A 20,677-nucleotide genomic window follows, 5' to 3' on the forward strand; every position below is an offset into this window, starting at 1 on the left:
TATAAAAGTGCGCTAGTAAAACGAAATTTGTACATCATACTGTTTCTACTATTGATTTGGGGCGCATTGATAAATGCTAAATATTACTGACATGCACCAGAAGGAAGTTGAAGCCGGATGAAACCTGCCTGCACTCTGTTATCACTCACTTTGCTGAGTTCGACTTTTGTCGTCAGTGCACAAGAAAATATTGAAAAAACATTCACGTTTGGCATTGTTTCCAATAAAGCTCAAAGCAAAATCAAAAAGTCGACGCCTTTCACGCAGTACGTGACCAATGGTTTGGCTGAATACGGATACACCAAGGGTGCTGTAAAAGTATTTAAAAATTATCGCCAGCTCGCGGTGGCACTTGAAAATGGCACCGTTCAAATTGCAACAGCCACCCCCTTCAATGCAATGACCCTTGAGGCAGAGTCTGGTAGCCAAGCCATTGCCATACGCTGGAAAAAAGGTTTACAAAAATATCATACGGTATTCTTTACCCACAAAGAGAGTGGTATCGAGTCGATTTCTGACCTGCGCGGAAAAACACTTGTTTTTGAAAAGCGTACATCCACCAGCAGCTATTACTTACCCGCTATTACACTGCTTAATCAAGGGGAGAAATTAGAATACCTCCCCTCCTCCGATGACAAACCAGCCAAAGACAGTATTGGATATTTATTCCTTGACGAGCACTTGGCTCAATCGAATGAAATCAACCTTTCAGTATGGGTGTATAAGCAGAGAGTCGCAGCAGGAGCGTTCAGCAATTTCAATTGGAGCAACCCTAAAGATCTTCCAGAAAGCATGAAAGACAAACTAACGATTTTCGCTCGCTCGGTAGAAATACCTAGAGACTTAATTCTCGCCTCTCCGACCTTAAGCCAAGATCAGCAACATAAAATCACGTCAATATTGCTCGGTATGGAGACATCTCAGCAAGGTGCTCTAGCACTTAAACAGTTCCAAAACACGAAAAAGATCACCGCTCTAACGCCAGAAATGTCCGCGTCCTTAAATACCGTTCGAACATCTATTCACTTGTTACCGAAGGTGGATTGATGTTCCACAAACTCTCACTCGAAACTAAATACATTTGCTCGACCATTTTTGTTGTCCTGTTTGTCGTAGTGATAAACCTCGCACTATATATGCATGGTTACGATACGTACTCAAATAACTTAACCCGCCAAATCACCGAGAACTCACAAGAAAAAACAGAGTCTTACGTCAAGCAAAAAGGATTGGTTTACGCAGAGTTATTATCAAAACAACTTTTTGACCCACTCTATACGGATAATATCAGCCAAGCGTACGAGCAAATTAAAGCGACATTAAGCCAACCAGATGTCTCGAAGATACACGTTGTTGATAATGAAGGACTAATCTTTCACGACGGTACGACTCAGCTAAGTATGTTTGCCCAGCGTCATTACCGTTCTCGCTTTATTTTGAAAGCAATAGAAGAGTCTAGAATTCTCATTTCTTTTTCTAAACATCAATTAGAAATTGCGGCACCGATTCAGCAATCGAATATCACACTGGGCGCGGTGTATCTTGAACTCAACCTAGCACATCTATTAGAAGAGAAAGAACAAAACATTGCTCAAGTACAAGCGCTTACCTCAAACGATAAGCAAAAGATGTTTAACTTGCTGCTCACGATCAGTGCGATATCCGTTCTGCTCGGAAGTGCCATCGCGTATGCTTTGGGTCGCTCATTAATAAAACCACTCAAACAACTTAAAGAACAATTTACAGAGTCAAATACTCAAGCACTGCCAATCACTGATATAAAAAGTAAAGATGAAGTGGGTGATCTTATTTCGGCGTATAACAAAATGTCGAACAAAGTGAACAGATACACAAGCCGGGTGGAGTTCATGGCGTATCACGACATTCTTACCTCCCTGCCTAACCGAGAAAAGTTGCTCATTGATATCCAAAAGCAAATAACGAACCGCAAATCACCCTCACTCGCGGTTGTTTTTATTGATCTGGATGACTTTAAACATATTAACGATAACTACGGGCATAGCATCGGGGATAAATTGCTAGGTCATCTCGCCTCAGAACTTCAAGGTCGTTTGCCGAGTTACTTCCAGCCTCTTTACCGTCTTTCAACCATCGTAAGCCGAGTCGGCGCTGACGAATTTGTGCTGGTCTTTCCATGCAAAGACAGTCTCGACGCTAGAGAAAAAGCGGACGATATTCATCGCCAACTGCTTTCTCCTTTTAACTTGGAAGAGAACGATATTCAAATTACGGCAAGCCTTGGAGTAGCGGTGTATCCGGAATTTGGCTCAAACGCAGAGTCTCTTTTACAACTCTCCTCACTGGCGGCGCAAGAATCTAAACGACGCGGCAAAGATATCATGACGATATACGATTCCGCGTTTGATGAGACAGTGAAGCAGCGCTTATACATAGAAAAAGAACTGCGCCGCTCAATACGTGATTTGTCTCAGTTCGAGCTTTGGTATCAACCCCAGTTCGACCTCAACACCTACCAGTTGATTGGTGTTGAAGCATTGGTTAGGTGGAATCATCCGGAGAAGGGTTATATTAGCCCAGAATTATTTATCCCGATTGCAGAACAAAGTGACTTAATTTTAGAGCTTGGTGAATACCTCATCGAGACAGCAATTAGCCAGCGAGCACAATGGGCGGATCATTTCGCTGCTGATTTTCATATCGCATTAAATTTGTCTCCTAGGCAGATCTACCGCCAAGATTTAAGTCAGCTCTTTTCGAAATATTTACAACAATATCAAGTCCCTCCTCAAACCATTCATGTTGAAGTGACAGAGTCTCTGTTTATTGATGATATTGAGAAAGCGCAGTACGTGCTCAAAAAACTAAAAGATAACGGCGTAGAAGTGTGGCTAGATGATTTTGGAACTGGGTACTCTGCCCTCGCCTACCTACAACAAATGTCGTTTGATGGGCTTAAAATTGACCGTTCATTTATCGCTCAAATCCAAAAAAATGAACAAGATGATTCATTAATCCGTGCGATTATATCCATGGCTCATAACCTAAGAATGAGAGTGGTAGCTGAAGGCATAGAAACCCAGACCCAACTAACAAGAATGGAATCACTTCACTGCGACGTTGTTCAAGGCTTTTTCTTGGGTAGACCGGTGCCGGCAGAAGAAATCATAGAGTTTGAGCAACAACGTCAAGCAATAGATGATTCAACCGCCAGCAACTACGCTTAACTGAATAATTTATCGCGTTCATTGAATTAAAGGGGATTCGTTCTGCAATATTGGTCACACTTCGCCATCTCACAAGTATGAATTTCCTCTTAAAATCTAACATTTGAGATAGGTAAACTACACTTTTCATATCAACTCTTTGGATATGGAAACGCGTGTGGTCGGGATATTTGCTTGGAACAACCTGTCTGTAAAGCAGAAACTTTTTGGATTGGTCCTACTACCAATCTTATTGTTATTGCTTCTTGCAGGTAAACATGTACAAAACCTCTCTATCCAAGCTCAAGAACTTCAAAAAGCACAACTCTTCTCCCAATATATAGATCGTGTTTCCTCACTGTATTATTTGACGAGCGATCCAAGGGTCGCGAATAACGCTCAAGAAACCCGCCAACTCGTTCAAACTTTACAAGATACAGCTTCACCTGTTTTTGGTGACAATGCCGATATATTAAATCAGCTCGCGAATTTCGAAGAAGCAACACTGTCAATGCTCTCGTCCAATAATACAGAAGATAAGTTAGATGCTGCTGAGTGGCGTGCCGACACATTCAAAGAGATTCTTTTGAGTTTGGATAGAGTCTACTTCAGCCATGTAAGTTATGAAACCAACACTCACCTCTCCTCATTGATGCAGCTTGAGTGGTTAATGTTTTGGTCAACAGAAGAACATAGACTCAGCAAATACTTAGTGGAATCCACAGAACAGGGGCAGATGTACGATCCAGCTATCCAAGCCAGTATCCAATCATTAATCCAGAACCAACAACTGCTGTTCGAACGTTTTGTCACACTTAATGCGAATAAGCAGCAAGTCAACCTCCTCATCGAAACCTTTACCGATAATGTGTTTGTTAAAAGCCAAGCATTTCGAACCAATTTGTTGCAGCCAACAAACCTTAGCGTGTTGACCCCCGCTCAAATAGATGACGGGTTGTCTGCGCTTTATAAACGCTTAAGTTTATTACGTAACGTTGATGACCAGATGGAACGACAACTTGTTGAGGATATAACCAAGACGATCAGTGAAACAACACAGCACCGCATTGGCTTCATTGCGCTAATGAGCCTCGTGACATTGCTGGTCGTGAGTTTAACCCTGAGGTTAGTGCGCAAGGTCACTGGCAACTTGAATTTAGTCCTCGAATTCCTAAGTCGAGACACTTACGAAGAGGACAACAATGAAAACTCACCACTGACAGAGTTGACCAAAGGGAAAGATGAACTCAGTAAGTTTGCTAAAGAGGTAAAAAAACTGAGTTACGAACGTGAGCAGTCAAGACAAAAGTTAACTCAAGCCAAAGAAGATGCTGAAAAGGCGAAAGATGATGCCATCGAGGCAAGCAAAGCCAAAAGTAGCTTTCTGGCGAATATGTCTCATGAGATTCGAACCCCGTTAAACGGCGTTATTGGCATTTCAGAAGTTTTGTCAGACACGCCGCTAACGGCGACACAACGTGATTATGTCGACACGATAGAAACCTCCTCGCAATTACTGTTGAGCTTAATAAATGACGTTCTGGACTTCTCTAAAATTGAATCTGGTATGTTGCTTATCAGCCCTCATTCAACCTGCGTTCGTGAATCCATCTACGATATTGCTTCTATTATTTCCCCGAAAGCGAAAGAAAAAGGCATTGATGTTCAAGTCAGCATCAGCCGCAATACGCCCTATCACGTTATGTTGGATGATCACCGTATACGCCAAATTATCATGAACTTCATGTCCAATGCCGTAAAGTTCACTGAACAAGGCTGCGTTGAACTCTCTGTCATCACTAGAGAAATCAAAAATGGTGAAGCGAGTATCGAGTTTTCAGTCAAAGACTCAGGGATCGGTATTGATGAGCAGCAACAAAAGAAGATATTTGCTCCTTTCGCCCAAGAAGATAACTCCACCACCCGACAGTTTGGAGGGACAGGGCTCGGGCTTGCAATTAGCACGCAGCTGGTAGAGTTGATGGGCGGTGAGATTCAGCTTGAATCCGAGAAAGGCAAAGGTAGCCGATTTTTCTTCGAACTTACGGCTCCAATTGTGACTCAAGAGTTCAATGGCTATCACTCCCTTAATCACAACGATATATGGATAGTTTGCAACAACCCTACTTTGGAGCAAAAGCTGCGTGACGAGTTGAGCTTTTTCCACATCAATGTTCAGCAATCAGTAAATACACTGGATGCTCTGCCAACGTGGATTGATAACGAGCGCATCATTGTTATCAACGTAGAAACTTCTCCAAATACCGCAGCCAAACATCTAGGTGAAATGAAAAGACTTTGCATGCAAAATGTTCGAGTTTGTCTTATTAAACACCTTCATAGTGCCCAACGTGATTTTGGTAACAGCATTAGTGCATTGGTCACTCACCCCCTCTTAGGACAGCGCTTAGTAAAAGCACTTGAAACTTGTGCTGCAAACTTCCCTCAAGCAAACCAGGAGAACACGACAACACCCAATGCTAAGACTCTCCCAAAAATCTTGGTGGTCGACGACAACACCGTTAATCAAAAAATCGCTGGATTACACGTCACAAAAGCGGGCTTCGACTTTGATATCGCCGTAAACGGAGAAGAAGCCGTAGATATGTTTCAACAGAATCAATACTGCTTAATCCTAATGGATTGCATGATGCCGGTGATGGATGGGTTTGAAGCAACCAAAATGATCCGTCAAATTGAAGCAAAAGAAAAACGGACGGTCAGAATCCCAATTATCGCGCTAACAGCAAGTGTAGTCGATGATGACATTCAAAAGTGTTTTGATGTTGGAATGGATGATTATGTGCCCAAACCTTTTAAAGCGGGTTTGTTGAAAGAGAAATTAGATAAAGCCATTGGACTACGCATTTCCAATATTGTTTCTGATGAAAAGCGACTGGTAACAAACACCACTCACACTCCTGAAAAAACCTCGCATGCTGAACAATCAGAAGCGACCGTGACGCCTATTCGCTCAGAACGGATTTTGCTCGTCGAAGATAACAGAGTAAATCAAAAAGTCGCTTCGCTGCTTTTATCCAAAGCTGGTTATCAATTTGAAGTGGCCGAAAACGGACAGGTTGCGGTCGAAATGTTCCAAAAAGATGGTGGGTTCGACATCATTTTGATGGACTGCATGATGCCGATCATGGATGGGTTCGAAGCCTCGCGACAAATACGCGCCTACGAAGCAAGTAAAGGTCTTCCGAAGACTCCCATCATCGCGCTAACGGCAAGTGTTGTGGATGATGACATTCAACGCTGCTTCGATTCAGGCATGGACGCTTATGTACCCAAGCCTGTTCGTAGAGAAAAGCTGTTATACCAGATTGAAAATGCGATATAGGTAGCGATGATGAGCGGCGACATATCTCTCCTCTGTTTTCTTTTGCGCTGCATAAAACGCTACCTATTCATTGTTGTTTTCCTTCTACCCATAGATAGTCAAGTACTTGCTGCAGAGAGCTACGCCGTTTTCTCGTTTAATAGTGAGTTCTCGCCCCTAACCATCAATAAAGCGCGAAAGTTGTACAGAGGAAAAACGCAACTCTTACAAGGGCAGAGAATTGAGCTATCTGACTGGCCAGCGACATCAGCGGAGAGAGCGGAGTTCTATCGCTACCTTCTCAATAAAAACTTGGCGCAAATGAACGCGCACTGGGCGAGCTTGTCTTTTTCAGGCAAAGCGAGACCACCCAAAGTGATTGCAAACTCTAGCATTGATGCGCTGATCACGTGGATGCAAGAAAAGCCGAATCGGATTGGTTATGCCCCTGCTTCGAGCGTGCCTGGAAATGCTCGTATTTTGTGTGTGGTGAGCTCGGAGGATTAATATGAAAAAATATTTGACCATGTTATCACTGAGTGTTATCGCCTTTCCGAGCTTAGCCACCATTGAGTTATCAGATCACCTGTCTTTGAGTGGTTTTGGTTCGACATCTTGGTCTAAGTCAGATAACTCCACAACGGTTCTCGTCAACCGCTTTATTCATGATGAAGCCTGCTACGATTGTGACACAACCTTCGGCCTGCAGCTTGATTACTTTTACAAGGCATTTCGAGCATCCGCACAGATAGTCAAGCGTCCGCAAGATCATTGGAGCTCGCCCCAATTAGAGTGGGCATATTTAGCTTATACCTATAAAAATGTAGAGATACGTGGGGGACGATTGAGGCTGCCGCTGTTTTTGATGTCTGAGTATAATTATGTCGGTCACGCTTTTACCCAAGCTCGACCACCAAATGAAGTGTATGACAGCATATTAGGCATCACCGCTTACAATGGTTTATCCATTCGCTGGAATCACGACCTCAATGAGCAAATCATGCTTACTGCAATGCCGTTTATAGGGTTTAAAGACAGCAGTGATGTCACCCTCAACGAAGATACTGAACTGAAGATCGAATCAGACAACACAGCCGGAATAAACTTAACACTCAGCGGAAATGCCTACCGTTTGAACTTTTCTTATCTACATGGCGATTATGACCAAACTACGGTTCTCTCCAATACCAAGCAATCCACACCTGAAGGGGGAGCCATGTTAATTGACCGCTTGGTTCTAAAAGAAAAAGGCAACACGATTGACCAGTTTTCTCTAGGAGTAAGGTATGAGCTTGATAACCTTGTGATAATGGCTGAAGGACAAACCAGCAACATTTCCTCCTCTTGGTACGCAACAACGGGTTACAACGTGAATAAATTGACGCCCTACGTAGTTTACGGCCAACAGTTTAATAACAATGATACAAAAAATGGGGACAGCTATCTGCTTGGGATGAGATACGACCTAGATTATAACGTGTCACTGAATGCTGAATGGCAAAAGTTTAACGCCCACAATAACGATACTGGCGCGTTTTCATCGATACCAGAAGATAACAGCGCCAATCTTTACACCCTGATGTTAAATTTCGTTTTTTAACTTTTCTATACTGACACCGTATAAACCGTGGGCATTTACCTTTGTTATCGTTGATACATGTTGTGCGTGATTTGACGCTCTTTGTAATAGAATTCTTTGTCATGTTCGCCTATCTCTCGCAATACACGACACGGGTTCCCTACCGCAACAACATTACTTGGTATATCTTTCGTTACCACGCTACCAGCACCAATTACGCTGTTTTCTCCAATCTTGACGCCAGGCAATACCACTGAGTTAGCGCCGATCCATACATTATCACCAATATGAATAGGGATATTGAATTGCGCAACTTCTCTTCTGAGCTCCGGTTCAACCGGATGGCCTGCCGTTGCTAGTGTCACATTGGGCCCAATCATGACACTATTGCCAATGTAGATATACGTATCATCGACTAGGGTTAAGTTAAAGTTTGTATACACGTTATCACCAACGTATGTATGCCTCCCCCAATTCGCCCGAAGCGGCGGCTCAAAATAGCAGTTGTCACCAACAGCGCCGAGCAAACGTCGTAATATTTCTGTACGCTTTTCAGATTCAGAAGGCCGAGTTTGGTTGTAATCGTAAAGAACTTCTAAACACTGTGTTTGCTGCTCGACTAACGCTTCATCATTACAAAAATATATTTGCTGACTATGAAGCATTGATTCACTATCCATAATATCCTCCGTTCTATCTCAGTAGCTTCAGGCTGCTGGAACACCTCGCAATACGAGTTCCTGTCAAGATTGGCTAACAGAGTGCATGATGTCGTTTTTTGCAATAAGTTTAATGACATGCTTGCGAGGCCTAACGCAAAATACCGAATAACTTGAAAGAAATATGTGAATCAGACGAGTAAATAACACAAAGCTCGATGCAGAGTTAGCTTTGTTTATCTCGTTTCATTTTCAAGCGCTTTTCTTTACGTCGTAACGCTCGGAAAAACTTCGACTCCTCGTGATACCAGCCGATAACACTAACCGGGAAGCCCACTAGCATCATGATAAAAAGATCCGCGGGCAGTTGCTCCAAAATATCACTCAGGGAGTGCAGCTCACCAAAAATGAATAAACCAATGACTTTACCAAGCAATAGTGCGCAACAAATCATAAAAAAAGACTTCATGATGTAATGCCATTTACCTTTTTTACGCTCTTCTCGCCAATAGGCATATTTATGTTGTCGGTCGTACATTCATCCCCCAAGTGACAATGTCACTAGCCACAAACATTCAGGCAAAGTAACAGGCTTTAGCTGCACTCTAATGATAGTGTGAATTAGAAGCGAATGCTTGTCATGGCAATGAGAAAGCGGCACATCATGCTGCGCATTTTACGACTTTATGGACGCTAGCATGATCGCGCAATACAGGGAGATATCAGCTTGTTAATTACGGAGTGAGTTAATGTTTTCGGAACACCCAAATTGGACCAATAAGAAGAAACTGCAAATCTTCGAAAAAAGACGGCTTCTTCCCTTCTATTTTGTGACCAATGAACTGCAAGATCCACAGTACACCGAATAGGAGCATCGAAATATGCAGTACGGGCAGCGCCAATACCTCCAAAGACCATATCAGGCCGATGCACGCTAATGTATACCCTAACATCATCATAAAGACGCTGAGAGACAAACGAAAATAGAAAACCCATACAGGTATGACAGCAATCCAGACCCAGTTAAACTCGAAACCCAAGATGGAGATTTGAGGAATTGACCAAATTAGACCGACCACAGATAGGTAAATACCCGGAACTGCGATTGTATGAATCTTTTGGTTGATGGGATTTTGATGGCTCTCCCCATATTCTTTTAGCCATTCAGATAATGCTCGCATATCATTCCTACTTTTCTGCCTACTTATTCTTATATAGCTTGAGGATGGAAAAGGTGCGAATTTTTCTGTAATAACTATTACTGACCAAGCAATGCTCGTTGCACTTTTGGTAGTTTGGCAACGACGAGAGTATAAGAGCGTTCACATAAATCCTGAATCAATCCATCTTCCACATCACCATTAAAATAAACCGTTATCCAGTGACGCTTATTTAAGTGATAACCAGGAGTGATGTCCGTAAACTGCGATGTTAAGACTTCTCCATCTTCTGGTTTTACTTTTACGCTGACATACTCCCGACCGTTTCTCTCTGCAATAATCGCAAACATTTTACCTTTGATTTTGTATACAAGCGCTTCTGGCCCAAATGGGAAATCACTCTCTGCACACATAAAGGTACTTAAATAACCTTCTAACTCTTTGCTTCTCATTCCGTCCCACCCTTCCTGTATCTTTTACTCAAACAAAGGCAATAGTAGTCTTAACGCCTGGTTAACCTGCGCTTTCTCATTACCTTCTAAACCATGTAGCAGCGATTGCTGAACGTCCACATGCTCTAAGATCAACTTGTCAATTAAGGTTAAGCCCTTTTCAGTTAACTCAACGGTGACACTGCGTCTATCTTCTTTACTGTGTGTTCTGGTAATAAAGCCTTTCTTCTCGAGTTTATCTAATCGGTTCGTCATCGCGCCCGAAGTGAGCATCATCGAATCAATTAGCGCCGAGGGAGTAAGGCAATATGGTGAACCTGCTCGTCGAAGTGTCGCCAACACATCAAATTCACCCATCTTAAGATCGTACTTCTTATGTAGGTCAGCGACCCGACACTCCATGTGCTTAGCAATTCGCATTAGCCGACCCATAATTGCCATCGGTTCAGTGTCGAGCTCTGGCTTCTCCTTAGCCCACTGCTCTACCACTCTATCAATTGCGTCCATAGTTTCTCTCCAAACGTCATTTAATTTTTATTTTAACATAAAGATACTTTACAAAAAGTAACCTTACCGATATCTTTACAATTAACTATCTCAACGTAAAGATATTTAACATGAACATTTTGCTTGCAATGATCCCGGCTTTTTTTTGGGGGACAACTTATGCTGTTACTCAGTTTACGCTTCCGGACTGGCCTCCCGTTTTACTTGGTGCGCTAAGAGCATTGCCCGCGGGTCTTTTGTTGCTCGCAATAAAGCCATCTTTCCCGAAAAAGAGTGAATGGAAAGTGCTGCTTGTTTTAGGAACTATCAACATCGCTTGCTTCTTTGGTCTCATTTTTGTCATGGCGTTGACGCTTCCTTCTGCGATCTCAGGTGTCGGTATGGTATCAGTGCCCGTTTTTGCGATGCTGTTTGGCTGGGCAGTCTATAAGCGCCAGCCAAGCGCAATACAGGCAATAAGTGGAGCGACTTTGATTGCTTTGGCTTGGTTCTTATTTGATCCTAGCTCTATTTCGCTCAACCCTATGGGTTTGCTGGCGATGATCTCCGCCATCATGTGTATTGTGATAGGCAGTAGCGTAACGAAGTCACTAGGAACGAAAATGCATTGGTGGACAGTATTAACATGGCAGCTCATTTTGGGTGGTGTGATTATGTCTGTCGCAACAAGCATGCTGGCAATAAACAATCCAGAGCCATACGTTACAGCCATTCAAAACTTATCAATGACGAACACCCTTGGGCTGCTGTGGGTGATCATTCTGAACACTGCATTAGGCTACGGCATGTATGTTTGGCTATTGCAGCGTATGTCGGTCGTTGACTTTACTTTTGGTGGCATTGCCAACCCCGTTGCGGGCATTGTGTCAGGTTTGCTGCTATTAGGTGAGACTTTCACCCCTCTCCAATACAGCTTGATGCTAGGGATGATTGTTATGTCATTGCTCCCTCAATTGATCGCTTCATTAAAAACTAAAAAAGCCGCCCTTTCTTCCTAAGTAAAATCCTAACGCCCGATGCTAAAATCGGGCGTTCATATTCTCTGTAAACTCTGTTTGAATTCTAAGACTTCAACAGGTTTTTTATGGAACAGTGAACCCAAAAAGGTTCAGCAATAAAAAAGGTGCCAAAAGACACCTTTAATAATGAATACGCCCCATTATGCCTTGTTTTAAGTCATCACAAGGTTGTTAATAGGCTCTGGTTTAGCGTAGACATACCCTTGAATAAGGTAAATAGAATGCTGAGCCAAATACGCGACTTGAGCCTCGCTCTCTACACCTTCTGCAATCATCTCACATTCCGCTTTCTTTGCTGCCGAGACAATAGAATCTAACACTTTCAATTTTTGGTCATCAGAGCCTATTGGATCGATGAACATCTTATCCACTTTTAAGCATCGGATACCCAGATCTTGCAAATAAGAAAAGCCGCCATACCCAGTCCCAAAATCGTCAATTTTGAACTTGTAGCCTTTATTCGCCAGATACAAAATCTCTTTTTTCGCTGCCTCTGTATCTTTTACAGGAATTCGCTCGGTCAACTCAAAATGCACTCTCTTCGGACATGGCCAATTCAGTTCTGACAGTAACTTAGTGAGTTCACCTGATTCTAAATGGGAAGAAACAATATTGATGCTGACCCACACATGCTCAGGTAATACACTAAGATCTTGTATGGTTTTACGAATAAGCTGATTCGTCATTGGGACAATCAGACCACTTTCTTCTGCAGCGCCAATGAACATGTTTGGCGACACCATACCCTCACGACGAGACCACCGAATCAGTGCTTCATACCCCACTGTCGCACCATCACGGCTATCGACAATCGCTTGGTAATAAGGGACAAATTCCGCATTATTAATCCCATTCTGGATCAAGCCTTTGATAGACTTTCTCAAGCTCTTACTGGACACATATACAAACGCAAAAGCCAGCCCCATAAGCACACTGACTAGGCCTCCCCATAGAAAGACTCTTTCCTGAGCATAGCTCTTCAGTTTCTCGCCACTGTGTATTTTGATGAGCATATTGGCTTGAGAATCAGCCGAGAAGAATAACTCCTTTGAAACTGCCGCTTCTTCTGCTGCAATGGCTGGTTTTCCTCGACTTATTGTTAAATCTCCAAATACAGGCTCATCATATATAAACTCGACGAACAAACAGTCTTCACAAGGCGTTTTGATCACTTCTTTAACCCAACTATTATCGAGAACCCAGATAACTTCGACATGTTCATTTTCATAAATGACCATCCACTCAACTTGATCTTGGTGTTCCGGTAAAATAAGTGATACAAAAAAGTTTTCGCCAAGCTGAAATCGTTGCGCATTGGATAAATGAGATACTTCGCGACCAATCGTGGAGCATGTTTTACCGTCATTCGTTTCCATCGCAATAAAACGGATGTAACGATTATAAAAACGTGGGTCGCGTAATGTTCTAACATCACTATTACTGCACGTGAAATCTAACTGCGAAACCTGCTTTACAATCGCCTCATCCAAATACATGGATCGTTGGTGTAAATAATCGACATAGGTGTCTATTTTAGTCTCTTTGATATAGCTGATGTAAAAATTGGCTATTGAATTAAAAGCCACAACAAAAACTGCAATGGGAACTAGGCCAAGCAAAATGGCATTTCTTGTTATCTTTGTAATCAAAGTTCCTCCTAACGTTCAGCCAAACAACTTAAATTAAAGAGTGACATGAACACTATCTCACGTTCACACACCAAAAAGTGAGGATCGAATCTCAATAAGAAGTATAGAAGCGCAAGGCTTGCCACAGAAAATGAGAGTACTGCTGCATATCCAAGATAGCAACTCTCTTGAGTGAGACTTACCGACGATAATCGCGAGAAAAGAGGGGCTTATGCTCAACATAACCAATGTATAAAACGACTTTTTTGCCATCCAATGACTCGCCACAGTCACTAACTTTCTAATTGACCTTTGAAGGCACTAGCAACACACTGCATGATAAAATAGGAAAAGCTACTTAGAGCTTTTTACCAGCATTACAGGCTTATCGACCAGGGAGGGTCATGAAATGAAATTAGCTCAATTAAATATTGCGCTTGCTAAATACCCTTTGGATGCACCAGAAATTAAAGAGTTCGTAGACAATTTGGACTTAATTAATGGTATAGCTGAAGAAAGTGAAGGCTTTATCTGGCGTCTAAAAGACGACTCCGGCGATGCAACAAGCATTAAATTATTTGATGACCCGAACATGATTGTAAACATGTCTATTTGGGAAAGTACTGACTCACTTAAAAACTTTATGTTTCGTACCGGTCATAGAGATTTCATGCGCCGAAAAAGCGAATGGTTTCATCGTTTAGCGGAGGATAGCTATGTTCTGTGGTGGGTAGAAGACGGTTATATACCAACACCACAAGAAGCCTTGTTACGCCTTCAGCATTTGCGCGAAAACGGAGATACGCCATTTGCTTTCACATTTAAAACAAACTTTACAGAAGCAGATCTTGTGTAAAGTACACGTATGCCAAAGAACCGGCGTTCAAATTTACACTGACTATAAGGTTAATTGGTGTGAATCACTGTCAGTTCTACCGACTTACTCGGAAAGAAATGCAAGTGAACGCATAAAATGCGTTCACTAGGTTTATCGTTCATAGGGTGTTCTATTTCAGAAATAAAGTTCATTCGTGCTAAATTTACGGTACCATGCACAATTGACCAAATTGTAGTTATTCATGATTATACCAACTAAGACTCCCTCTCCCCTGCCCTCTGATGTATCTTGCTCTAACTGTAAGGCTTGTTGTTGCCGTCTCGAGGTTATGATTATTTCAGATACTGGCGTACCTGAAGAGTTTATTGCGCGTGACCAATATGGAGGCGAAACAATGATGCGGCTAAATGATGGTTGGTGTGCAGCTTTAGACAGAGACACATTAATGTGTACGATTTACGAAAATAGGCCTTGGATTTGCCGCGAATTCGAAATGGGCTCCAATGAATGTTTAGATGAACGAGTTAAATTCTTGTAAAACCACTCAAATTTACACTGATGGCAATGCGGAGTATTTGTAGAAAGTGTGCAAAGGAAAAGTAAGGTGTTTAAATCTGAGTATCAACAAATTATGGATACAAAAAAGCCCACCGTTTGGTGGGCTTTTTCTAAAATTTGGTGGGTCCGGGCGAACTCGAATCGCCGACCCCTACCATGTCAAGGTAGTACTCTAACCAACTGAGCTACGGACCCAAATTTTGTGTTCCTAACCATTCAATTCAGAATGGTGCGTCCGAGTGGACTCGAACCACCGACCCCCGCCATGTCAAGGCGATACTCTAACCAGCTGAGCTACGGACGCATTTCTCTGGAACGACGAGGATATTAGCTATAAGCGAACGACGGTGCAAGCACAAATTTACCAACTTTGAACCGTTTGGCGAAAATGTAAACTCAACACGCGTTTTCAGATGATTTTATCGACAAGGACTGAGCCTGCAGGGTTTAAAAGTGTGATCTATATAACTTTTATTATCTCACTTAATTGTCGTAAGGCACTTCACTGAGCATCCAAATCTGTAAGGTTTGCGATACCTTAGGGCAAGTACCAAATAAAATCTGATATTTAGGTTTAAATGGTTCGCCGATATAGGTTGTACGGATCAACTCTCCTGTTTTGACATCCACTTGAGTGCTCACCCTGCCTTTGAAGTTTTGAAATATGACAAACTGCTCACTGTGGTAAACCATTTGCTCTCGGTAAAACAAGAAATGATCTTGGGGTGTCTCTGTTAACTCACACTCCAGTGGTTTCAAATTAGGTATCGCACTAACATTAGATGCGATGAACAACGCTGACAAAATCCATCCGTATCGCATATGGCTTCCCTATTCTGCACTCTTTTTCAAAGTATAGGTCTTGCCTTGGGGACTGATACAAAAAAGGCTTTGATCATATCGAATCAAAGCCTCATCCGTTTTGCTGTTCAACTGTCGTCTTTAGTCGTCCGACTCAAACACCACATTGTAATTCTCGGTGTAAGTACAATTTGGTTGGCGGCTGCAAGTAAAGAAGCGTCGACCTTTGAATTCACCTTGGCTTGCTGTTTTAATGATCATCGGACTGCCGCATTTTTTGCAAAAGCGCACTTCTTTATCAGGCTCAATCAAATCTATATGTGCCGCAAGCAAACGACGTAATCGCCCAACTTGATAACTGTGCTTTATCGAAGCGCCGATTAAAGGTAGGTTTGCCGTCTTACAAACATGGATCAGTAACTTTTGTCTTTCTACCTTGCCCTTGCTTAACTCTTGCCCGTTATCCAATTCAACGATCACACGCGGCTCTAGCGTCCTAGGATCACAAATAACGTAATCAAAATAACTTCGAGATATGCGATTGTTCGCGACAAAAAACTGCTTCTTATTTTTGATTTCTTTTGGCGTAACCAAACTGGACATGTTTACTTTCGCGAATACTACGGCATGCTCCCCTACCGCCGCTCTTAACGCATTATAGAACGCACCCTCTTGACCTCTGAGCAGAGGACCTTTCGAGCGATAAGGATAATCACGCGTGTCGTCGTGCTTAATCACGTACTTTTGAATAACAAAGAAGAATAAAACCAGAAGAACAACAATGATAAAAATGTTGGTCATAAATAAAGTGCATCCAAAACAACTCGTTGCTCAAAGCGTAAATGGAAATGCTATGCAGAGCAACAAAACCTCGCAATTTTGAGGAGCCACTACGATAGCGTGATACAGAAAATTTGACTCCCCAATAAAAACGAGCCAATCACACACTTGGATTGGCTCGTTTAAATTTTTTGTTAATACATTATGATGCTAAGAATCAACTATTAGCGTCTGGCTGATTCTCTGGCATCGCATCAATAAAAGCAGGCAGTTGATTGCATGACTGCACAACCGCGTTAATGGTTGGATAAAGAGAAGTATCTACACCAAAACGTTGTGCGTTATAAAATTGTGGTACCAGACAAATATCGACAATAGATGGCGAGCTTGTCAGGCTAAACTTACAATCACCATTTAGTTTACGATGTTTCTGAAGTTTCTCTTCTAATGCTGTAAAACCTTTGTGAATCCAGTGATGAATCCAAGCGACTTTGCGCTCTGGCTCGCAAGCTAACTCCCCCTCTAAATACTGCAGAACTCTTAAGTTATTCAGGGGATGAATCTCCATTGCAATATCCTGAGCCAAAGCCAGTGCTTGATATCGAAGCGGCGTTTGCTCGGGGATCACAGTGACATCCGGATAGTGTTCTTCTAAGTATTGAATGATGGCCAGTGACTGGGTTAACTGAACCTCCCCATCCACCAGCACAGGAACCAGTTCAGAAGCGTTTAACTCATGGTACTCGTCACTGTGTTGTTCGCCACCATTGCGCACCAAGTGTACCGATTTTGAATCATACGATAACTCTTTAAGGTTCAAACAAATACGCACACGATACGCCGCTGAAGACCGCCAATATCCGTACAAAACCATGCTATCACTCATATCGTCTCCCAACTGGCGCTCTTAATGCTTGAGATATTGGCTAACTTGTTGGTCAATCGAGCCAAAGATGTTGTTGCCATCCGCATCGAACATTTCCAATCTGATTGAATCTCCAAACGACATGAAGTTAGTCGACGGTTTACCATTACGAATGGTTTCAATCATGCGAACTTCCGCGATACATGAATAGCCAACGCCACCCTCCTCAATCGAAGTGCCATGTTCGGTGCCTTGCTTATTAGATACCGTGCCAGAACCAATAATCGCCCCAGCAGATAGCGGGCGCGTTTTAGTCGCATGAACAATTAAGTCTGCAAAATCAAACGTCATATCGATACCCGCATTTGGGCGACCAAACGGCTTGTGGTTGTATGTCGAGACCAATGGTAAATGCACTTTGTTCTCGTACCACGCATCGCCTAGTTCGTCAGGTGTTACTGCCACAGGAGAAAACGCAGAGGAAGGTTTAGATTGGAAAAAACCAAACCCTTTAGCTAATTCTGCGGGAATTAGTCCACGCAGCGACACATCATTCACCAGCATGATCAAACGAATCGACTCCTGAGCCTCTGCAACACTCGCGCCCATTGGTACGTCACCAGTTACCACAGCAACTTCACCTTCGAAATCAATACCCCATTCATCACTCGCAAACTCGATGTTGTCACAAGGTCCAATAAAGGCATCAGAGCCTCCTTGGTACATCAACGGATCCGTCCAAAAACTTTCAGGCATTTCAGCGCCGCGAGCTTTTCGAACCAACTCAACGTGGTTTACGTAAGCACTGCCATCAGCCCACTGATAAGCGCGAGGAAGCGGCGACTCACAGTAGTGCGCTTCAAACTCTTCATACCCTGCGACCGTACCGTTGTTCAGTGCGACGTACAGCTCTTCCAGCTGCGGTGCTAGCGCATCCCAGTTATCAAGCGCCACCTGCATCGTCGGTGCCAAATTCATTGGGTGGAAAATTTCTGTCGCAGGTACGCAGCGCGTTAAGTCTTTGCTCACGACCATCAACAAACCGTCACGAGTGCCATTTTTCTTGGTTGCTAATTTCATCCTTGCCTCTTACTTCTCTTGCCAGCTATAGACGTATTCTTTGTTTTCTACTTTTTCCAGCTCATCCGAAAACTGAAGTGCGTGACGCGTATCAATCATGACCGCGACTTCGTCGGTAAAAGTTTTCTTATGCTCTCGCCCTGCTTTGAAAGCTTTCGGGTGAGGGCCATGTGTAAATCCTGCTGGATGGAATGTCACCATACCCGCTTCAATGTTGTCACGACTAAAGAAGTCACCTGCATGGTAGAACAAGACTTCGTCATAGTCGTCATTGTTGTGGTAGAACGGTACTTTGAGCGCTCCAGGATCACTTTCAATTGGACGAGGAACAAAGGTACACACCACAAATCCTGCTCCTACAAATGTAGTATGTGCAGAAGGTGGTAAGTGGTAACGATGTGACATGAGTGGACGAATATCACGCCAATTCACTTTTACCACCGCCAAATCACCATGCCAACCAATCGCATCCAACGGGTTGAATGGGTAAGTGATAACACTGACTTTATCGTGGCGTTTCACCTGAACCTGTGTTTGATTCTCAGAATATTGAGCACGGAACTGATCGTTGATCGACGGCGTTTCCAAAACCGCTGGATCAAACACCGCGTGGTTTCCAACCATGCCTTTTTCGGGCAATGTATAGGCCGCATCGGTGTTTTCGATCATCAAAATGAACATCGGCTCGCTAGGCTCTAAACGCCAGCTCGTTGAGCGTGGGATCATGACATAATCCCCTTCGCTCACTTTCAAATGACCATAATCACAATACAGATCTGCCGTACCTTGGTGGATGAATAGCAGTTCGTCGCCATCAGCGTTTCTCACCAAGAAGTCCATTTTTTCATCCATACGCCAGACACGAACTTTACAATTCGCGTTGTGTAATAGATGCGGGACTGCCCAAGGGGTAATATGGCTGGCTTTCTCGACTAAATTAAAATCGAACGCTCGTGGACGTAGCTCGCCCTCCCACTCAGACCATCCCGTTGGGGCATGTTGATGATGAAAATGTGTTGCGGGGCCAAAAAAACCACTTCGACCTGCCTCACGTTCATAAATTGCCTCTTCCGGGAAGTCAGCATGCGCTTGTTTAGAGCACACTCCCTCCCGGTGAGGGAATGTGATCCATTTATGCATCGCTCAATACTCCTCGGCGAATTTGGTCTTCTTCTATCGATTCAAACAACGCTTTGAAGTTACCCTCGCCAAAGCCTTCATTGCCTTTACGTTGGATGATTTCGAAGAACACAGGGCCGATAACGGTTTGAGTAAAGATTTGTAGCAAGATGCCATCTTTCGTTGGCGCACCATCAATAAGAATCTGCAAATCACGAAGCTTGCTTACATCTTCACCGTGGCCTTCAACACGCTGATCGACTTTCTCGTAATAAGTATCTGGCGTTGGCATAAAGTCCATGCCTCGCTCACGCAAAGTTTTGACCGTTTCGTAGATGTCGTCTGTGGTCAATGCGATGTGTTGAATACCTTCGCCATTGTATTCACGGATAAACTCTTCAATCTGTGATTTATCATCTGACGACTCATTGATAGGAATTCGGATTTTGCCGCAAGGTGCGGTCATCGCGCGGCTGACAAGACCAGTCAGCTTACCTTCGATATCGAAATAACGAATTTCGCGGAAGTTACCAATGCGCTCATAGAAACCAGACCAGACATCCATGTTGCCTTGTTTAACGTTGTGCGTTAAGTGGTCGATTTCGTAAAGACCAACATTCGCTTTTGATAAACGCTCATCAGCATCATCATAAAAACGAAAATCGACATCATAGATGCTCTGCTTTCCATAACGATCGACAAAATAAAGCAAGCTTTCACCGATGCCATAAATAGCAGGAATGCTTAGCTCCATCGGCCCAATTTCCGTTTTATATTCTTTACCGCCATTCTCTAACGCATGCGCCAGAGCAACGGTGGCGTCTTTCACACGAAATGCCATGCCACAAACCGACGGTCCGTGAACTTTGGCGAATCCCTCAGCTTGGCTATGCGGCTGCGCATTCACAATAAAGCTAATGTCACCTTGTCGATATAACCACGCTTCTTTTGAGCGATGCTTTGCGATTTCCGCAAAACCTAACGATATAAACAGATCTTTAAGCTGTTGAATGCCTTTGTTGTCTGCAGCGGTATATTCAACAAACTCAAATCCGTCTGTTCCTAGTGGGTTATATGCATCAACCATGACTTTCTCCTTGTCTCAGTAGCTTTTGTTTGGAC

At 43.1% G+C, this 20,677-nt stretch carries 20 protein-coding genes and 2 tRNA genes; 8 read left to right on the plus strand and 14 right to left on the minus strand.

All coding sequences use genetic code 11. The features are described from left to right. Positions 1–117: 117 nt before the first annotated feature. From ACWPOD_RS09550 to ACWPOD_RS09570, 5 genes are all read left to right on the plus strand, one after another. Positions 118–1,047 (plus strand): phosphate/phosphite/phosphonate ABC transporter substrate-binding protein, encoded by a 930-nt coding sequence (locus ACWPOD_RS09550; protein ID WP_456231827.1) that lies wholly within the window; start codon positions 118–120, stop codon positions 1,045–1,047. Beyond that, complete coding sequence (locus tag ACWPOD_RS09555; protein ID WP_301608055.1) at positions 1,047–3,206, plus strand: GGDEF domain-containing phosphodiesterase; 2,160 nt, start codon at positions 1,047–1,049, stop codon at positions 3,204–3,206. The genes ACWPOD_RS09550 and ACWPOD_RS09555 overlap by 1 nt, the downstream gene beginning before the upstream one ends. Positions 3,207–3,363: 157 nt before the next feature. Next, positions 3,364–6,531, plus strand: coding sequence for a response regulator (locus ACWPOD_RS09560; protein WP_456231828.1), 3,168 nt, complete (start codon positions 3,364–3,366; stop codon positions 6,529–6,531). A 9-nt stretch (positions 6,532–6,540) separates the two neighbouring features. Continuing rightward, positions 6,541–7,017, plus strand: a complete 477-nt coding sequence (locus ACWPOD_RS09565; protein WP_005393443.1) for a hypothetical protein — start codon at positions 6,541–6,543, stop codon at positions 7,015–7,017. A gap of 1 nt (position 7,018) precedes the next feature. Next, entirely contained in the window at positions 7,019–8,110 is a 1,092-nt protein-coding gene (locus tag ACWPOD_RS09570; RefSeq protein WP_456231829.1) for an outer membrane protein, read from the plus strand. A 44-nt stretch (positions 8,111–8,154) separates the two neighbouring features. Here the strand turns inward: ACWPOD_RS09570 and ACWPOD_RS09575 are convergent, their stop codons facing one another. From ACWPOD_RS09575 to ACWPOD_RS09595, 5 genes are all read right to left on the minus strand, one after another. Continuing rightward, positions 8,155–8,769 (minus strand): sugar O-acetyltransferase, encoded by a 615-nt coding sequence (locus ACWPOD_RS09575; RefSeq protein WP_456231830.1) that lies wholly within the window; start codon positions 8,767–8,769, stop codon positions 8,155–8,157. Between the two features lie 205 nt (positions 8,770–8,974). Beyond that, positions 8,975–9,286, minus strand: coding sequence for a hypothetical protein (locus tag ACWPOD_RS09580; protein ID WP_046874879.1), 312 nt, complete (start codon positions 9,284–9,286; stop codon positions 8,975–8,977). Between the two features lie 208 nt (positions 9,287–9,494). Next, positions 9,495–9,929 (minus strand): Mpo1 family 2-hydroxy fatty acid dioxygenase, encoded by a 435-nt coding sequence (locus tag ACWPOD_RS09585; protein WP_012841889.1) that lies wholly within the window; start codon positions 9,927–9,929, stop codon positions 9,495–9,497. 77 nt (positions 9,930–10,006) lie between these two features. Beyond that, positions 10,007–10,360: an MmcQ/YjbR family DNA-binding protein gene (locus ACWPOD_RS09590; protein WP_005393450.1), complete on the minus strand. Its 354-nt coding sequence runs from the start codon at positions 10,358–10,360 to the stop codon at positions 10,007–10,009. Between the two features lie 24 nt (positions 10,361–10,384). Next, positions 10,385–10,867, minus strand: a complete 483-nt coding sequence (locus ACWPOD_RS09595; protein WP_005393451.1) for a MarR family winged helix-turn-helix transcriptional regulator — start codon at positions 10,865–10,867, stop codon at positions 10,385–10,387. Between the two features lie 110 nt (positions 10,868–10,977). Here ACWPOD_RS09595 and ACWPOD_RS09600 point away from each other — a divergent pair, with 110 nt between their 5' ends. Continuing rightward, on the plus strand, positions 10,978–11,865 hold the full coding sequence (locus ACWPOD_RS09600; RefSeq protein WP_258680963.1) for a DMT family transporter: 888 nt from the start codon (positions 10,978–10,980) through the stop codon (positions 11,863–11,865). 173 nt (positions 11,866–12,038) lie between these two features. On the opposite strand, the gene ACWPOD_RS09605 is transcribed toward ACWPOD_RS09600, so the two are convergent. Then, positions 12,039–13,535: an EAL domain-containing protein gene (locus tag ACWPOD_RS09605; protein ID WP_456231831.1), complete on the minus strand. Its 1,497-nt coding sequence runs from the start codon at positions 13,533–13,535 to the stop codon at positions 12,039–12,041. A gap of 388 nt (positions 13,536–13,923) precedes the next feature. Between ACWPOD_RS09605 and ACWPOD_RS09610 the strand changes: the two genes are divergently transcribed. Beyond that, entirely contained in the window at positions 13,924–14,370 is a 447-nt protein-coding gene (locus tag ACWPOD_RS09610) for a DUF3291 domain-containing protein (RefSeq protein WP_046874876.1), read from the plus strand. A 223-nt stretch (positions 14,371–14,593) separates the two neighbouring features. Next, positions 14,594–14,890 carry a YkgJ family cysteine cluster protein gene (locus ACWPOD_RS09615; RefSeq protein ID WP_074191235.1) on the plus strand — a complete coding sequence of 99 codons (297 nt, stop codon included), beginning with the start codon at positions 14,594–14,596 and terminating at the stop codon, positions 14,888–14,890. Between the two features lie 138 nt (positions 14,891–15,028). Here the strand turns inward: ACWPOD_RS09615 and ACWPOD_RS09620 are convergent. The 8 genes from ACWPOD_RS09620 to hppD form a co-directional block, all read right to left on the minus strand. Then, positions 15,029–15,105, minus strand: a tRNA-Val gene (locus ACWPOD_RS09620). 32 nt (positions 15,106–15,137) lie between these two features. Then, positions 15,138–15,214 (minus strand) — tRNA-Val (locus ACWPOD_RS09625). Between the two features lie 179 nt (positions 15,215–15,393). Beyond that, positions 15,394–15,732 carry a hypothetical protein gene (locus tag ACWPOD_RS09630; RefSeq protein WP_005377830.1) on the minus strand — a complete coding sequence of 113 codons (339 nt, stop codon included), beginning with the start codon at positions 15,730–15,732 and terminating at the stop codon, positions 15,394–15,396. Positions 15,733–15,852: 120 nt separating this feature from the next. Next, the gene (locus tag ACWPOD_RS09635; protein WP_046874874.1) at positions 15,853–16,512 is read right to left on the minus strand and encodes a DUF2726 domain-containing protein; all 660 of its coding nucleotides are present in this window, start codon (positions 16,510–16,512) and stop codon (positions 15,853–15,855) included. A gap of 196 nt (positions 16,513–16,708) precedes the next feature. Continuing rightward, positions 16,709–17,377 carry a maleylacetoacetate isomerase gene (gene maiA / locus ACWPOD_RS09640; RefSeq protein ID WP_161442322.1) on the minus strand — a complete coding sequence of 223 codons (669 nt, stop codon included), beginning with the start codon at positions 17,375–17,377 and terminating at the stop codon, positions 16,709–16,711. A 21-nt stretch (positions 17,378–17,398) separates the two neighbouring features. Next, positions 17,399–18,436, minus strand: coding sequence for a fumarylacetoacetate hydrolase family protein (locus ACWPOD_RS09645; protein ID WP_456231832.1), 1,038 nt, complete (start codon positions 18,434–18,436; stop codon positions 17,399–17,401). Positions 18,437–18,445: 9 nt separating this feature from the next. After that, a complete protein-coding gene (locus ACWPOD_RS09650) occupies positions 18,446–19,576 on the minus strand; it encodes a homogentisate 1,2-dioxygenase (RefSeq protein WP_005388948.1) in 1,131 nt (376 codons plus the stop codon). Further along, positions 19,569–20,642 carry a 4-hydroxyphenylpyruvate dioxygenase gene (gene hppD, locus ACWPOD_RS09655; protein WP_005377835.1) on the minus strand — a complete coding sequence of 358 codons (1,074 nt, stop codon included), beginning with the start codon at positions 20,640–20,642 and terminating at the stop codon, positions 19,569–19,571. Before hppD ends, ACWPOD_RS09650 begins: the two co-directional genes overlap by 8 nt. Between the last annotated feature and the right edge of the window lie 35 nt (positions 20,643–20,677).

This window comes from Vibrio sp. JZG120 (genome assembly GCF_053890955.1).

Bases quoted from the DNA above. Each gene is read 5' to 3' on its own strand.
- ACWPOD_RS09615 (WP_074191235.1), top strand. From the start codon at position 14,594: ATGATTATACCAACTAAGACTCCCTCTCCCCTGCCCTCTGATGTATCT.
- ACWPOD_RS09600 (WP_258680963.1), top strand. From the start codon at position 10,978: ATGAACATTTTGCTTGCAATGATCCCGGCTTTTTTTTGGGGGACAACT.
- ACWPOD_RS09590 (WP_005393450.1), bottom strand. From the start codon at position 10,360: ATGAGAAGCAAAGAGTTAGAAGGTTATTTAAGTACCTTTATGTGTGCA.
- ACWPOD_RS09650 (WP_005388948.1), bottom strand. From the start codon at position 19,576: ATGCATAAATGGATCACATTCCCTCACCGGGAGGGAGTGTGCTCTAAA.
- ACWPOD_RS09555 (WP_301608055.1), top strand. From the start codon at position 1,047: ATGTTCCACAAACTCTCACTCGAAACTAAATACATTTGCTCGACCATT.
- ACWPOD_RS09595 (WP_005393451.1), bottom strand. From the start codon at position 10,867: ATGGACGCAATTGATAGAGTGGTAGAGCAGTGGGCTAAGGAGAAGCCA.
- ACWPOD_RS09610 (WP_046874876.1), top strand. From the start codon at position 13,924: ATGAAATTAGCTCAATTAAATATTGCGCTTGCTAAATACCCTTTGGAT.
- ACWPOD_RS09570 (WP_456231829.1), top strand. From the start codon at position 7,019: ATGAAAAAATATTTGACCATGTTATCACTGAGTGTTATCGCCTTTCCG.
- ACWPOD_RS09575 (WP_456231830.1), bottom strand. From the start codon at position 8,769: ATGGATAGTGAATCAATGCTTCATAGTCAGCAAATATATTTTTGTAAT.
- ACWPOD_RS09630 (WP_005377830.1), bottom strand. From the start codon at position 15,732: ATGCGATACGGATGGATTTTGTCAGCGTTGTTCATCGCATCTAATGTT.
- ACWPOD_RS09565 (WP_005393443.1), top strand. From the start codon at position 6,541: ATGAGCGGCGACATATCTCTCCTCTGTTTTCTTTTGCGCTGCATAAAA.
- ACWPOD_RS09580 (WP_046874879.1), bottom strand. From the start codon at position 9,286: ATGTACGACCGACAACATAAATATGCCTATTGGCGAGAAGAGCGTAAA.
- maiA (WP_161442322.1), bottom strand. From the start codon at position 17,377: ATGAGTGATAGCATGGTTTTGTACGGATATTGGCGGTCTTCAGCGGCG.
- ACWPOD_RS09585 (WP_012841889.1), bottom strand. From the start codon at position 9,929: ATGCGAGCATTATCTGAATGGCTAAAAGAATATGGGGAGAGCCATCAA.
- ACWPOD_RS09550 (WP_456231827.1), top strand. From the start codon at position 118: ATGAAACCTGCCTGCACTCTGTTATCACTCACTTTGCTGAGTTCGACT.
- ACWPOD_RS09645 (WP_456231832.1), bottom strand. From the start codon at position 18,436: ATGAAATTAGCAACCAAGAAAAATGGCACTCGTGACGGTTTGTTGATG.
- ACWPOD_RS09635 (WP_046874874.1), bottom strand. From the start codon at position 16,512: ATGACCAACATTTTTATCATTGTTGTTCTTCTGGTTTTATTCTTCTTT.
- hppD (WP_005377835.1), bottom strand. From the start codon at position 20,642: ATGGTTGATGCATATAACCCACTAGGAACAGACGGATTTGAGTTTGTT.